A 16,556-nucleotide genomic window follows, 5' to 3' on the forward strand; every position below is an offset into this window, starting at 1 on the left:
CAGCATCCCAAAAAAAATTAAGCCTTCCCCCCCGATGCTTACTCTAAAAAGTTACCATCTCTATCCCAGCGAGCATCTCTGAGTACCCCATCACTATCCTGGTATGCGCCTACTATTTCGTCTGAAGCAACAATTCCTGTTAACACTATCACCAAATCATCACTTTGAACAATCTTCATCTCAAAGCTTCCGGTATAGTTTTCATATCCGGGCGATAGTGGTTGATCAGGGATCAGTGTATAGGTGATTTCGCGCTGCTTTCCCACAGATTTCCTTGTAAACTGTGACCATTCCAGTATTAGAAAATCACTGAGCGGTGGAGAGTCCTGATCGAGTTTGACCTTGTATACAATGCTATCCATAAAGAGTGAATCGGTATCATCTGCTATGGTGTAATCATGAATGTATATCGAATCACCGGCACTAAAGTTTTTTCCTCCATCTGTTCTCTGGAAATACATTACCGTACTTCTCCCCTCAGTCCATTCCTTTTTTCGCTCATAACTGGTTAAATAATCGGCTCTGGGATCATTATGAAAGTAAGTAACAGTATAGTTTTTTTCTTTTCTCCAACCTTCATCTCTAGAAAACCTGATTTTATGGATTTCAACCGGTGTAGAATCCCGGTTATCATTAACAGGAACAATATACTCACTATCGCCCGAAGGTTTCATATCCAAATAGTAAAGTGTATCTTCATTCATACGGTAAATCATGTTATAAAAAAGTGTTCCATTATCTTTGGAGGTTAAAAACGACCTGTCTTCTCCGGCATCAATGCCTTTAGCCGCAGTAGTGATGTGAATATCGTTATAAACCCAGTGTCGATGCAAAATCACTCTGTTATCATCTGATTTGGGATCAAGTAACACACCATCTCCATCCAAATCTTCATAGTTATATCGTAGTGTAAGCGATGTATTTACAAACTCCATCATCCCTCTTTTAGCTACAATCAACGTATCAGGCCAGAAACGATAACTGGATGTATCCATAATATCTATGGAATCTGAATGATAGAAGTAGTATACATGAATAATCCCCTGCCTTAGATCAGAAAAAGAGAGGCGCAATGAGTCTACATATGAAGTATCTCTTTTTACCTTTTTTTGTGAAACTGAATAGTTTTCAGGTACAATGTCAAATTCTGCATAACCGAGAACTGAGTCTATATCAACTATATCGGGTATGGATACTGTGGTTGCTGTATTTTTGCAAAGGATTGCCCCCAATTCGCTCATGGCGTTTGGAAAATCATCTCCTCCTCCGGCGACTTCACTTACACACCCAAAACCAACGCTCAAAACAAACAACAGAAGTATCACATGTAATAAACATCTTTTTTTCATCTGTTTTTCCTCTCTGCTGTTCTGGGAAAGAATTGAACGTTTAGCTGCATAACCCGGTCAGCTTCCTTGTCATCACTCTGCACAAGTTTCCACACCTGTTCTCTAAAGGTTTCGACTAATTGAGCAATTTTCTCTTCCGTTTCCCCGGAAACACTTACCAGCGCAGTAGAGATATGTCGTTTTTCAAAACTACGGTTCATCAGAGCATCAACAGAGTGAACAATCCAATCCCTTTTGATCTGTTTCAACATGTCGCTTAAGGTATCAGGGGGTTCGATAAATTCACCACTTACCTGATATCTGCCATCTTCATTCTGGGAAAGCAGCCCCCAGTCACAGAGGTCACGGATACATTTTTTTACTATAGCGGTGGGGATGGGAGGGTTAATGAATTGTCCCAGCTCCTCATAATCGCCTCTAAAATCCATAGCCATTACCGCAGTTCTAATAAGAGGGTAACGATAGTCCTGGTAGTATTTATTCAATGAAGGATTAAGACGGGCAAAGGAGCTTCGGTTTCTGCGAAAAACCAATTTTGAATACACTTTGCGCTTTTCGTCACTGTCAGAAGTATGATTGTATTTAACAAGGAGCTTAAGATATTGCGCTTCAGCCACAGAGAGAGAAAAGACAGAAATCATCTTTTCTGTAGCAGCCACACTGAGCTTTCGTCTGCCTTTAATTACATCATTCAGAAATCCTGGGTTAGAAAACCCCGCTTCACGCGCAAAACGCCGCTGAGAATAGGTGGGGTCAGCTAAAGTTTTTTGTCTGTAACGGTCTCGAAGATACACCCGATAGTCGTCATATCCGTATATATTCATTCATACACTCATACATCAGTGGCTCAATTGGCCCGTTTTTTCAAGTACAGCTTAGGTTACTTTGGCACCGTTTATAGAATCATCTTGAATATAATATAAGCGAATTTGACTCATTTTGATCCTTCTAATTAAGTGCTGATTACACCCATAGTTTTTTTAAGCTTCTATAACAATGTATTACACTGGTTTGGCTGCACTTTTTTGTTCACACCAAACCAAAAATTGATTACACTGTTTACTTGAAAATTCAGGATTCAACAGACCCCAAAAAAAAGCTCCCGCAGGAGCTTTTTTTTAACTGGCTTTGGTGTATTATCTATAAAGCATTGTAACCGATCGTCTGGACATATTTGCCTGGGCCATCATCGACATCGCGGCCTGCTGGCGGATATCCTGATCGATCACATTTGCCATCTCAGCAGCTTCATCTATCTTTGTTAAAGTCGAACTCATAGCAGTGGTATTATCGATGGCCACATCAGCCATTCTTTCCTGCGAAGAGAGCTGAAACTCAAGTCCCTGTAGTGAACCGATATATGCCTGCATCCCTTCAATCGCCTCATCCACCTCTGCTTCAGAGGCAGCAGTTGCCAGATTTGCCAGCTTATCGTCTTCCCCCACCTTACCAAATTCGGTAAAATCCAGAGATACTCCCCCTTCACCGGCTACCGTTTTTACTGATCCCCAGTCGGTTCTGTACCACACATTTTCACCAATTTCGGCGGTAATCTTATCTGCTATACCATCCATAATCTGAGAAGCGGCATTATCCTGGCCATTGGCGAACAGCTCTTTTGCCTCTCTTAGATCATCCATGATATTATCGGCCATACCGATAGCGGTGGAAACGTTTATTCTGGCTTCCGTAAGATCAGCTTTTGCCGCCTGGAACCTGCTGCGATCGGCATCAATTGATACCAAACGAGTATAGCTGACCAGATCTTCAGATGCTCGTTCAAACCGTTTGCCGGTAGAGATACGCCGAAGCGATGTTGCCATGGAGTCTTGTGCACTGGTAAAAGCTTGCGTCATCGACCGTGTTGCACCATTAAGCCTGTCCATCCCTAAGCTCATAGGACCTCCCTTGTGTGGTTTATTCTGACATCCATATCACCTGACAAAGCTTCCCCACTCTGCTTGTGACATTGTTATATCATCTCCTATTTAGCTTATCGGCAGGAATGACTAAAACTTTAAAACTTATTTTGAATAAAAAAAGAAAAAAACAATCTCAGAGCATTTTTTATTTGCTGCACTAATCCCCATTAATGTATATTAGCTCTTCCTTGATAATTGAGCTCCCTTCGTCTAGTGGTTAGGACTCAAGATTTTCATTCTTGCAACAGGGGTTCGATTCCCCTAGGGAGTACCAAAGGCGACCTACTTAATAGATAGTGGGTCGCCTTTTTTTTTGGGGAACCATTTGACTACACTCCATCTTTGTATTCCAAATTCCACATTTTGACTACGTGTCGCCCGGGGCGAAGGTGGCCACCCCCCAGTAAGGTCTGATGGCAAGTGAAAGGTTCATCACGGGGGCGCCAAGAAACTTGCTTGCCCCGTGTAAGCGTGAAGGGTTCAGGTGTTGTGTGGAACATTAGTAGTTTTCTAAACGTATTTACCCACTTACGGATAATTTCAGGGAATCCACCTCTTATTAGGGGCTTTAATAAAGCCGGCACAGGAATGTTCAATAAGTAGTGAGGCTATGAAGAAAAGCTTACTTTTACTAACTCAATTCCGTCCACAACGGGTTGCGGTACGCCTGTAGTTTTTGCCACTCCTATTTTTGGCGGGCGGTCCTGCTCCGTGGTAGAAACTATGGCGCACAACGTTTAATGATATCCCTACTCCAATCTCTGAATTCCAAATTCCTTATTCTCTCATTCCAAATTCCTCCCCCCCCTGTCAGAATGAAGCAACCAGGTGTGCTCCGATATCCCCGTTACGAGAGAATGTTGGTACAAGGTCGACACGAAGATTGGAATATTTTGCATTGTACAGGGCAGTTCGGGCATATCGTGATGAACGGACCAGGGAGCTTATCCATAAGACATCTGCGGCAAACCAAATGGCAGCGAGCTTACCAAACCTGGGTGGGGGGGAATATACGGTGGCCAGTTTTATAGCAAGACCAGCAGCATAGAGTCCCCATACACCAGGACGAGGTGCATCTATTTCAGCATCTGCTAAAAGTCTTCGAACCCCTTGAGCACCTAACCCCGATACTACAGGACCGGCAGCATAGATAGTGAAGCCAGTTATAGCGATACCTTTTAAAATAGAAATTTTTTCAGGGTGTGTGCTATTCCCAACTATAATCATCCCGGCAAAACACACCAGAGGACCACCAACATAGAGCACTGGTCCCAAGTTAGTGGCCCATCGCGCGCGACGCAGTTTGGTGTCAAAATTAAAATCATTCGTGCTGTGTTCTGTAACTGACCGGCTGTTATCTACGCTTATACTCTCATTGTTTAAACTGAATGTAACGTGGCTGTCAGTTTCTGCCTGAGAATAAAGGTGAAGAGTGAGTATCAGGCATACCGTGGTTATTGAACGCATAGATCCTCCGGATGTAATGATGGTGGTAGACAGTTTAGAAGCCTTGTGTGTATTGCTTGGTTTCATCAGGTTTCCATCTGTACTCTTTATATAAGCATCATAGATTTAAAATAGTTGAATGCGCTTACATTGTAAATATTTCAGTAGATAAGGTTCACAATAGCAGATATCTCACTTCAGTAGACCCCTTTTTAGAAAAAACCATGCATTTTAGTCATAAGTACCCCTCAACAGTTCAGTTACATTGTATCCCCCCTTTGTGTTTATTACAGTCCCCTGAATACTCTCATTCTTTGCAATTCCAAATTCCTTATTCACCCATTCCAAATTCTTTTTACGTGTCGCCCGAGGCGAAGGTGGCCACCCCCCAGTAAGGTCTGGTGGCAAGTGAAAGGGATAAGTTCTGTGAGTTCCTCTGCTGGTATGTAGATTATTCTGCGTAAAATGTGCCTTTTAACTGGATATAGACTTAGTTCAACCGTTCGGCGCCACTCACCCGTTCTGCCAAATGCGCATAGACGCGCTCTTTAACACCTGGTTTTTTTATGGAGAGAGGAAAACCGGTCAAATAACTTGAGATTAGGTGGTCAAATTGTGTGAGATCGGCCATCAATTTCTTCATGACTGTGTTATAGGCTGTAGTTTAACTTCTGCCATGGACGGCTCTCTATTACTCTTTTTTATATAATCCTTAATACTTTTTTACCGATTTATACATTTACTTTACTTTTAAACTGCCTTCGGCGACCTACTTTGTCATTCCATTCCTTAAGGGTAAGGTATCCAGCGTTAAGAAACGCTGTTTTTTATTAAATGCCCTTTCTTTCCAGGGCCAAAGAAAGTAGGCACTCGTAGGCCATGGATGGCCGGAGAGCACCATCCCGTCTTCGGGTGGCCCAAAGGGTGCAATCCAGGACGGGATTGCATGAACGAACGCCCTAAGAGCCCCACACCGGCTCTTCTGTTCGTGATTTCGCCGGGGAGGGGCCAAACTCGAAGACTCGATGGCCCCGAAAGAAAAGACCGGCGAAAACACTCACGAGCCGCTGATCGGGGCGGATCGATATCCCTTACATTTTCTCGTGGTGCTCACTTCCGTTCGCCCCTGTGTTACTTTCTTGCCTTATCCATAAAGTTGGATATTTATACCCAGTCAAATCTACTAAAATGATCCTTTGTGAAACACACCGAAAGCAGACGTAGTGTACTCACGTATACCTCCTCTGCAAATGGATAAATGTTTTTGTCGCAGAAAAAGTAGATTCAAGTGCTTAAGAAATAGCTTTTTTGAGGAAATTTGTTGGAGGTGTGTAGGATATTTGGGGAAAAGGGTGGTTTTAGCTGCCGATAGATGTTCCGGCCAATGTACGAAGATTTGCAACTATATAGTTTTAACCTACCTTTAGCCAAACTTTGCAGATTTTTGTACTTGGCTTGTTGTGCGTCTGTATTGACGGTGCTCCTATTCTTACTCCGCGCTAATCCGATTTCCTCGCGTCTCCCATCTTTTCGTTTTTTTCGCGTTATACTATACAAACTGCCCTAACTTACTGGTTTATAACTCTTGACTTGTCTATATTTCCGAGCTCCCACTTGTATAAAGCCTGACCATCAGTAACAACGAAACTGGTAGGTTTGTCTATCCAGGCGCTCCCTTTAGCTCCCACCATCATACCTTCTCTCAGGACCTGCCCAAGATAAAGCGGCTCACCGAAGAAAAGTGGCTTATCAGGAGAAACAGGAATGCTTACAAAAACAGGATTTTCCACAGTTTGGGTATTGTCTCTAAATACCAGCCATGTACCGTCAGGAGAGAACTGAAAATCTGAACACATTTTCACATCGTCTATAAATGGGATTAGATTTCCAGCCAATGACATCAACGGTACAAATTGCCTGTTTTCATCGTCTGTATCCCAGCGAACAAGCCAGATTGCATGACGAAGAGACTCTTCTGTGAGAGGTTTCAGCAACTCACGATATTGCGCCATACTAATAAGGCCGTTGTTGCGTTGTTCCTGAAGTTCTCTAATATCAGGTACTTCACCTGCATCTACAACTAACCCAAAAGGTAATTCAGGGTGAAATGAAATTTCTCTTACCTTACGTAGCTTCTTGTGATTTCTGTTAAAAATTCCAGAAAAGGGATGATCGACAGTTATACCATTTTCGTTAAAAGCTTTGACTGTCTTGCTATCTTCATCGAAAACAAACAATATACCATCTTTTACAGCCCATGGTGAATAATCACTTGCATAAATACTACCGGGTAGTCCATCATATAAACCGCCTTCGACAACAGCAATGGGAATAAAATCCTCATTCTCAAGTGTTCCAATATTTAGAAATTTTTTATAGGCTCTTCCAGAACCCTTTGCCCATCCCTTAAGAACCTCAATAACGAAGATACCTTTTTCAGCATTTAGGACTGCAAGGTTCCCAATCCAGTCATCAAGATTGTTGATAACAAATACTGTTCGGTTTTCTTTTGTTCTCAGATTTTGGTTTATAAGCCAGCGTGATTGCGCATATGTGATATCTGTATCTGAGTACACTGGTGTGAAAAAGAAATCATATTCTCCGCTCACTTCTTCTGCAAAATTTTTTTTAATGATTCTAATTTTCACTTTGTCATTAACGAATTCAAGAAAGGAAATCGCATTGTCTATGTCGATTGTTCCAATAGCATCTTTTTCCGGAACAGCGAATATGTTCTCCACTTGTTTATCAATACCGACAATCACAGGAAATAAGGAACGATGCCCATTTGATCTCATTATAAAAAGCTCTTTCATTTCTACTATATCCTTCTTTGTATAAGTATTCACAGGCCCCCCTGGTTTGAAGAGTAAAACCAGGAATATTAGCACTGCTACAAACCATATTGACTTATATTGAGTTTTTAACGTTTTCAATTGTTTCTATTGCCTTTTTGAACTTATAAAAATAGTTTTCAAGAGATTCAGTAGATATATTACCCTCTTGCAACTTTAAGTATAATCCATCATAGAGTTGTCCTATCTTCCTGTTATTCTCCAACCCAAAAAACCTCATCGGATTCAACAAGGTGGCTCGGACCCAAAACGAGTCGTCAATCTCATCAAACGACGCTTTAATCTTTGTACAAAAATCTTTGTATGCTTTCTGGCCACTTGGTGAAACAATGAGTGTCATATACCAGTCCGTTCCAAACAGAATTTTATCCCACAAATTGTGATTCGTGCGATCTTTCATCGTTCTGATGAAATGCGGCATATTTTCATTTATCGAGAAACAGGAAATGTCAGTGTAAAGATTTGGGTATTTGGGGCAAGACAACATATCTATCAACTCTTCAATCCAGTCGCTACCATCAGGATTGGTATCAGAACGAACCCCATCTTCCCAATCATCACCTCCAAAATGCGCAAGACAAAGATGAAGGTTAGGATATTTGTCCAGTACTTTTCTCCAAGCTTTGGGATGAACATAGTTTTGAGAAAACCATTCGTTCGCTTCCTCAAGAAATGTCTCGTGGCGCGTAGGGGTAATTGTTTTCTCAAGCAAAATGATCGAATTGTCTCTTTCCACTTTCCCTTCGTGATTCGTTCTGTGCTTTATGCCCTGTTCAATGAAATCCTTGTAGAAGGGTTGTTCATGAGTGAGCATACCTTTAGGACTGCAGTGATTAAGAACTGGGATTTTCTCAGCCTCACATTTTTGATAATATTTTTCCATATTGGGCAATTTGTCATCCAAAGGTCTATAACCCAAAGCGGAATACATTTTAAATCCAAGAAACAAGCCGGGTTTAGTTTCCGTTGCTATTTGCTGAAATGGGAATTCCCACCCACCGATACTGTAACTTCTTCGATCCGTTTCCTCTATAGTGTTCGCCCGCCAGCGTCGTGGTTCATAATGATACATCGGGATTAGCTTTAAGGGATTTGCAATAGCTGATGATATGTGTTCATATTCTTGCCTTTCCCACTTCTTTAGTTTCAGAGCTTTTTTTCTGGTATCGACTTCGTGTGACAAATCGACCACCTCCCCCAGCTCTTCTGCAAACAGTCCTGTTCTTCTGTGGTAATAAAAAATCTTACCATTCTCTTCGTGATAAATTGTCTGTCCATCGTATCCAGCTATATGGGCAAACTCCATATCCATCGGCATTACAATCATAGGACAAAACACATAATCATCTTCTTTGTATTTCTGATTTGCCAAAAGAATAAGTCTTGTCTGGTCTAATCCGAAATCAGGGCTATTCTTCAGGTTCAGGTAGGTTTCGGCATTGTCGATGATGGCGTGATCTCCGATTGTTTCCGAATCCATCGTTTGAAGTTTTCCACCCCATCCAAGTATCACAGATCCGATTCCATCAATCCAGGAACGAGAACGCAGCCCTCTCGTATTCCTCGGATTGAACCCTCTTAACTTAGAGGCAATCTCTTTATAAATAAGTGGTAATGGAGCACACGCTCCACTTTGAATGTGCATATGCGAATCTATAATACACGAAACTACTTGCGGCGGCAGTGGTTTAAAATCGCTAAGGTTTATTGCACCACAAAAACCAGCACTTCCCATTGTTATGGCCGCATAACAAGTCTGCTCTTTTTCTTGCTCCTGTTCCGCCATTCAATTTCCTTTTATTTTTTTATTTTCCATATTTCTTTTCCCCACGATCCTATCTCCTTGGCGCTCCGGTCTTTTTCCGCACCGGCAATATTGCGCACAACGTTTAACGATCCTTTGTGAAACACAGCGAAAGCACCACCTTTGCCCCCCATCTATGAACCATTTCACAAAGAAACATGTTGAACAGAGCCGCTACTTACCCTATACCTAACCCCTGTGCTATGGGGATTGGATCTCTATTCTTAGTATGCCAATTACATACTTTTTCGTTGTAAGAAAGAAAAGGAAGATACAGAACTTGAATTTTTTTTTGAAAAACAACTGTTTACCTCCCTTTCGTTCTATTATTGTATATTTCACCTAAGTGATCTGCTACTTCTTGAGGATCACCAGTAGCAGATTTCTTTTTTAATCCAGTAGGTTCTAATATATTTATAAGGTATAAATTATTTTCTTTTCCATCTTTAACATGGTAAGCGTACGATGCATAAAAAGGATTTCCCACTATTACAAGATTATCTGTTCGGTGTAAACGTAATACTTCATAGACATCAATGGGCGCAGCACTATTCGCATTAGAAAACCAAAAACCCTCCTCTACCATGCTGTAAGAAAGAAGAAACCTTGGTTGGTCATCAACAAGCAAAAATGTATACCAATTGGAAGTGTCAGGTATCATTATACTGGTGAAACAAGAATCAGCGGTAAATGAATCCATTTTTTGAAAATCAAAATTATGCAATCTGAAAAATTCGCTGAATTCAACTTGATCTAATTTTATGTTAATTTGGTGCATCCAATTTAGAATCTCAAGCTCAAATGATAAACTTTCATATGCATCAATTATGAGTTGCTCAGGAACTTCATCTCCAGAGGCATATATATTAATAAAAAAAACCAGAAATAAAATAATTTTAACCATAATTTTTCCCTTTTATGACATTTTACATTTTAAAAAATGTATTATAATACGATCTATAAACGAATAGTTTTTGTGATGATATATCATTGGGTATTGCTTTTAAAGTTAGATAACAAATTTTACAACATCCTGGCTGGCCAAATTTCGCACAACCTTTAACGATTCTTTCTGAAATGCCCCGCAACCACCACCTTTGCGCCCCTTCTTCGGACCATTTCACAAAGAAACATGTTGAGCAGAGCCGCTGCTTACCCTATATCTAACCCCTGGGCTATGGGGATTGGATCTCTATTCTTAGTATGCCAATCAATGTAATAATATAGGTAAAGGCTATGGAAGTGTAAATATTTTGCTTAAAAATCTTGAAATTAATGATAATTTAGCTGTTTATGCCTCTTTTCGGTAATGATTTTTACAGTTAAGGTAGTATTATCGCCTGTCTAAGCGAGTCCTTAAAGCTTGGGTCAGGCGATAATTTTACCTAACCCCAGTTCCAGCGCAATTGCCCGTGTTGTTTGTCTGTAGCCAGCCAGCCCATTTTTGCTACCATATTTCGTACTTTTCTTCGCGCGTGCTTTTCGTCTTCATGGAATTTCATCTCCGCCTTTTATTCCGCTTTTCAATCTGCTTCGATGCTGGTATTTCTGTGAGCAGATGCATCTGCTGAATTGCAATCTTGTTCAATCTTGTCAGTCGTTAGGGTTGCGACAGCCCTTCATGGATAAAGTGTGCGTTAAGATTTCAAGATTCGACAGGCATACGAGTTGATTGATATCGGCATAATCCCGGATATTCCCCTTCGGGCCAGGATTATCTTGGCGCCACTGCTTGGCCGTCAGTCCAAATAGGGCCATATTGAGTACATCGGCTTCTGAAGCATAGACCTGGTTAATCTGCTCCTCACCAGTGCATTCAAAAGCATCTCCCGAAACGAGTCTAATGGTGTTGCGGTCTACTATACAGCCGTAGCTCCAGATGTAAGCTGAACCGGAGCACATTTGAAGAAATCATATTAAGTAATATGGTTTCGAACAGAAGCCCACATCCCCCTACCCTTTTTGTATTTTCTCTCTTTCAGATCTTTTCACCGCAGGCAGGTATAACAACAATGACCTTTCAGCAAATCCTCGATAAATACCGCAAAATCTCTCATTCCCAGCGTGATAAGGGCGATCGGTTTGAACGCCTGATGCAGGTCTATCTGCAAACCGACCCAAAATATGCCTATATCATCAAAAAAGTCTGGCTATGGAATGAATTCCCGGGAAAAAGCGATCTCGGTGGCCATGATACCGGCATCGATCTCGTAGCCCTTACTCATACCGGTGACTACTGGGCGGTGCAGTGCAAATGCTATCAAAGTGATTCTTATATAGATAAAGCCCAGGTCGATACCTTCCTGGCCACTTCTGGCAGGAAATTCAAAGGCGAAGACCTCAAAACAACTACCTTCTCACATCGCCTGTGGATATCCACCACCAACAACTGGAGCTTAAACGCCTCTGAAGCGATCTCAAACCAGAACCCGCCCGTTTCCAGAGTTAATCTGTATGAATTGATGTGTGCGCCCGTCGATTGGGGTAAGCTTGAAAAGGGTATCAGTGGTGAGCATTCCCGTGCACCTAAAAAGGAGATCCGCCCTCATCAGAGAACCGCCATCGATCAAACCCACGACTATTTTCAAACTGCTGAGCGTGGAAAGCTGATCATGGCATGCGGCACAGGAAAAACGTTCACCGCATTGCGTATCGCTGAGAATGAAACCGATGGAAAGGGACTCATACTCTTTCTTGTGCCATCGATTGCGCTTCTTGGTCAATCTCTTCGCGAGTGGACCGCTGATGCATCAGAGCCGGTGAAAGCCATCTGTATCTGCTCCGATCCCGAAGTGTCAAAAAAGAAGAGTAAAAATGATGAAACCGATACATTCAGTGTGATCGATCTTGCCCTGCCTGCGTCAACCGATGTGAGCAATATCACCGCGCAGATCACGCAGTTGCGCTCTTCTGCAAAACCCGGACTCACGGTCATCTTTTCCACCTATCAATCTCTTGAAGTCGTCGCTAAAGCACAGAAACAGCTCCTTAAAACCGATAAAAACGCGCTGTTTGATCTTATCATCTGTGATGAAGCGCATCGCACCACCGGTGTTGCCCTTACCGCCCAGGACTCTTCATCATTTATTAAGGTGCATGATAATACCTTCATCAAAGCTCGTAAGCGCCTCTACATGACTGCAACGCCCCGTCTTTACAGTGATGATGCAAAGGGGAAAGCTGCTCAGGCCGATGCTATCCTTTGTTCAATGGATGATCCGGCAATTTACGGTGAAGAGATCTACAGAATCGGCTTCGGTGAAGCGGTGGAGCGCGATCTGCTCACCGATTACAAGGTCCTTATCCTTACTCTCAGTGATAAGGATGTCCCACCTGCTGTGCAAAAAATCATCGCCGACAGGGATAATGAGATCAATTCCGATGATGCAACAAAGCTTATCGGTTGTATCAATGCGCTCTCCAAGCAGATCCTGGGTGATGCGGGGGTGATTAAAAACAGCGACTCCGAACCTATGAAACGGGCTGTTGCCTTCTGCAGAACCATAAGCGAATCAAAAAAGATCACTTCAACGTTCTGTACTGCAACTGATGCATATCTGGGATCACTGCCGCAAAGCAAAAAGGAGCAGATGGTTTCTGCCAATAGCCGTCATATCGATGGTACCATGAGCGCTCCTCAAAGGGATGAACTTCTGGGATGGCTCAAGGGTGATGCTGCTGATAGCAGTGAGTGCCGTATCCTTACCAATGTGCGTTGTCTCAGTGAAGGTGTTGATGTTCCTTCGCTGGATGCTGTGATGTTTCTCTCGGCCAGAAATTCACAGGTGGATGTGGTGCAGTCGGTGGGCCGTGTGATGCGAAAGGCTCAGGGGAAAAAGTATGGCTATATCATTATCCCTGTGGTTGTGCCTGCTGATGTTGAAGCGGACAAGGCGCTTAATGATAATGAACGCTACAAAGTCGTATGGTCTGTGCTCAATGCGCTTCGTGCCCATGATGATCGCTTCAATGCTACGGTCAATAAGATCGAGCTCAACAGAAAGCGTCCTGAACAGATTCTGGTGGGCCGCCCGGAGTATAGCTTTGAAGATGGGGCTCCGGTTGTCGCTGAACCAAACGCCAAATATGGGGATGATATCGGCACACAACTGGCGCTTCAGTTTGAACAGTTGCAAAGTATCGTATTTGCCCGAATGGTGGAGAAGGTAGGGGATCGAAGGTACTGGGAGCAGTGGGCAAAGAGTGTCGCAGAGATTGCCGAAAAGCAGTTCGACAGAATAAACCGTCTCATAAAAGAGGACGGTGAGCATAAAAAAGCGTTTGATGAGTTTCTTAATGGATTGAAAAAGAATATCAACCCATCTATCAGTGATCGTGAAGCGGTGGAGATGCTCTCGCAGCACGTTATCACCAAGCCGGTTTTTGAAGCGCTCTTTGAGGGATACTCCTTTGTGAAAAACAACGCCGTCTCTGTAACGATGCAGAAGATGCTTGATCTGCTGGAAGCGCAGGCTATTGAAAAGGATACCAGGGTTCTTGATAAATTCTATGAATCGGTGAGAAAGCGTGCTGCGGGGATCGATAATGCTGAAGGCAAGCAGCGTATTATCATTGAATTGTATGATAAGTTCTTTAGAACTGCTTTCCCGAAGATGGTGGACAAGCTGGGGATTGTGTATACACCGGTTGAAGTGGTTGATTTTATCATCCATTCGGTGGAGGATGTGCTCAGGCGGGAGTTTGACAGAAGTCTCAGTGATGAAAACATCCACATTCTCGATCCGTTTACAGGTACCGGTACATTTATCACAAGACTGCTTCAGAGCGGGCTTATTAATGATAAGGATCTGCCCCGCAAGTATAAAAAGGAGATCCACGCCAATGAAATTGTGCTTCTGGCTTATTACATAGCCGCGGTGAATATAGAGAACGCGTTTCATGATATTTTAGGAAAGCAGGGAAGGTATAAGCCCTTTGATGGCATCTGTCTGACCGATACCTTCCAGCTGGGTGAGACCGATGAGAGTGAATCCTTTATCTCTGAGATGTTCCCACAGAACACAAAGCGGGTGAGTTATCAGAAGAAAGCGCCATTGCGTGTGATAATGGGGAATCCGCCCTATTCGGTGGGGCAGAAATCGGCAAATGATAATGCTCAGAATCAAAAGTATAAGCATCTCGATTCAAGGATTGCAGAGACCTATGCTGCAGGTACAAAAGCTACCAATAAGAATTCCCTGTATGATTCCTATATAAAGGCGTTTCGATGGGGAGCGGACAGGCTTGATCCAAAGAATGGCGGGATCATCTGTTTTGTATCCAACAGTGCCTGGCTTGATGGTAATGCGCAGGATGGTTTTCGTAAGTGTCTGGAGCGTGAATTTTCGAGCATTTATGTGTTCAATTTGAGAGGCAACCAGCGCACAAGTGGTGAGTTATCGAGAAAAGAGGGTGGAAAGATCTTCGGTTCAGGTTCCAGAACACCCATTGCGATAACGCTTCTTGTAAAAAAGCCGTCCAAAGCTGTAAAAAATGCGGTGATCTATTATCATGATATCGGGGATTACCTGAGCCGTGAAGAGAAGCTTGCGATCGTTAGGAAATTCGGATCTGTTGGTAATGATGGAATGGCATGGAAGAGGCTGGAACCCAGTGATAAGGGTGATTGGATTTGTGAGAGGAATGATCTGTTTGACACGTTTATTCCTTTAGGTGATAAAGCTAATAAATCAGCCAGTACTTTCTTTTTACCATTATATTCAAATGGCTTGAAAACTCAACGTGATGCATGGTGTTATAACTCATCGAAGACATGTTTGAAAAGAAATATTGAAAGAACGTTGGAATATTACAACGAGCAAAGAAAGCTGTTTGCACACTCAATTAAAAACGTTGATAAAATAGACATTAAAGACATTTTACAATTCGATCCAAAGAAAATTAGCTGGACACATGCTCTTTCAGAAAATATCATGAAAGACATAAAGCATGATATAGTTAACGGGCAATTTGTTCAAAGTTTATATCGACCATTCTTCAAACAACGAGTATACTTTTCACGAGCTTTAAATGAAAGAGTTTACCAAATACCCAAACTGTTTCCAAAATCGACACTTAATAACCTTGTTATATGCGTTTCCGGTGTGGGTGTTACGAAGGATTTTTCCACTATCATTTCAGATACATTACCTGATCTTGAACTTATTGGTAAAAGCCAGTGTTTCCCTCTCTACTACTACGAAGAACGCCAGGAAGTAGAAAGCCCTTCACTCTTTGATGAGCCCACAGCCGGTGGCTATATCCGCAGAGACGGAGTTTCCGATTTCATCTTAGAGCGGGCATACTCCATATACGGTAAAAAAGTAACGAAAGAGGATATCTTCTATTATGTATACGGACTACTGCACAGCCCGCAGTACCGTACAACATTTGCCAATGATCTCAAGAAATCCCTGCCCCGCATCCCTCTGGTGGATGAACCACGTGATTTCTGGAAATTCAGCAAAGCCGGCCGCGAACTTGCCGATCTGCACATCAACTACGAAACCGTCCCCGCACACAAAGGGCTTAAAGTTACCGGTGCAGAAAGCGGACATTTCACCGTAGAAAAGATGCGCTTTCCCAAAAAGGGCCAGAAAGACACAATTATCTATAACAGCAAAATCACCATCGAAAACATCCCCGCCAAAGCCTACGATTACATCGTTAACGGCAAATCCGCCATTGAATGGATCATGGACCGCTACAAGGTCACAATCCACAAAGGCAGTGGAATAAAGAATGACCCTAATGACTGGGCAAAAGAGGTGGGGAATGAAAGGTATATACTGGATCTGTTGCTGAGTGTTGTAGAGGTTAGTGTGAGGAGTGTGGAAGTGGTGGAGGGGTTGCCGAAGTTGAGGTTGGGGTAGGCGGAGGGAGATTTGAATTCGAGGACTCGATGACCCCGAAAAAAAAGACCGGCGAAAACACTCACGAGCCGCTGATCGGGGCGGATCTATATCACTAACGTTTTCTCGTGGTGCTCACTTCCGTTCGCCCCTGTGTAACCTTTTTTTCTTACCATCAATTTAGACCTTTATACCTTATCTAAATTTACCTAACAATTTACTACTTTTTTTCTTATGTTCTCTTCAGTTTTCAATGTTAAAATAGTCTAATTATTAAGGGTACAGATTCAAAATGTTTGACTTTATTCATACTCTGTTATTCGTCTTAC

The 16,556-nt window shown here is 42.5% G+C and carries 8 protein-coding genes and 1 tRNA gene; 2 read left to right on the plus strand and 7 right to left on the minus strand.

Annotated features, from left to right (window positions below; all coding sequences use genetic code 11):
* Positions 1–38: 38 nt before the first annotated feature.
* The 3 genes from QA601_01790 to QA601_01800 all read right to left on the minus strand — a co-directional run bounded on the left by QA601_01790 (position 39) and on the right by QA601_01800 (position 3,247).
* On the minus strand, positions 39–1,349 hold the full coding sequence (locus QA601_01790) for a hypothetical protein (protein MDG5813794.1): 1,311 nt from the start codon (positions 1,347–1,349) through the stop codon (positions 39–41).
* Positions 1,346–2,173 carry a TIGR02147 family protein gene (locus tag QA601_01795; protein ID MDG5813795.1) on the minus strand — a complete coding sequence of 276 codons (828 nt, stop codon included), beginning with the start codon at positions 2,171–2,173 and terminating at the stop codon, positions 1,346–1,348. Before QA601_01795 ends, QA601_01790 begins: the two co-directional genes overlap by 4 nt.
* Before the next feature lie 312 nt (positions 2,174–2,485).
* Entirely contained in the window at positions 2,486–3,247 is a 762-nt protein-coding gene (locus QA601_01800) for a flagellin (GenBank protein MDG5813796.1), read from the minus strand.
* Positions 3,248–3,470: 223 nt separating this feature from the next.
* Between QA601_01800 and QA601_01805 the strand changes: the two genes are divergently transcribed.
* Positions 3,471–3,545: transfer RNA gene (locus tag QA601_01805), tRNA-Glu, on the plus strand.
* A 536-nt stretch (positions 3,546–4,081) separates the two neighbouring features.
* On the opposite strand, the gene QA601_01810 is transcribed toward QA601_01805, so the two are convergent.
* The 4 genes from QA601_01810 to QA601_01825 form a co-directional block, all read right to left on the minus strand.
* On the minus strand, positions 4,082–4,738 hold the full coding sequence (locus QA601_01810; protein ID MDG5813797.1) for a hypothetical protein: 657 nt from the start codon (positions 4,736–4,738) through the stop codon (positions 4,082–4,084).
* Positions 4,739–6,285: 1,547 nt separating this feature from the next.
* On the minus strand, positions 6,286–7,566 hold the full coding sequence (locus QA601_01815; protein MDG5813798.1) for a hypothetical protein: 1,281 nt from the start codon (positions 7,564–7,566) through the stop codon (positions 6,286–6,288).
* A gap of 61 nt (positions 7,567–7,627) precedes the next feature.
* Positions 7,628–9,358: an amidohydrolase family protein gene (locus QA601_01820; GenBank protein ID MDG5813799.1), complete on the minus strand. Its 1,731-nt coding sequence runs from the start codon at positions 9,356–9,358 to the stop codon at positions 7,628–7,630.
* Between the two features lie 325 nt (positions 9,359–9,683).
* Complete coding sequence (locus QA601_01825; protein MDG5813800.1) at positions 9,684–10,280, minus strand: hypothetical protein; 597 nt, start codon at positions 10,278–10,280, stop codon at positions 9,684–9,686.
* A gap of 1,108 nt (positions 10,281–11,388) precedes the next feature.
* Here QA601_01825 and QA601_01830 point away from each other — a divergent pair.
* Positions 11,389–16,248, plus strand: coding sequence for a DEAD/DEAH box helicase family protein (locus QA601_01830; protein ID MDG5813801.1), 4,860 nt, complete (start codon positions 11,389–11,391; stop codon positions 16,246–16,248).
* Positions 16,249–16,556: the final 308 nt, after the last annotated feature.

Source organism: Chitinispirillales bacterium ANBcel5 (genome assembly GCA_029688955.1).
Taxonomy (GTDB): domain Bacteria; phylum Fibrobacterota; class Chitinivibrionia; order Chitinivibrionales; family Chitinispirillaceae; genus Cellulosispirillum; species Cellulosispirillum alkaliphilum.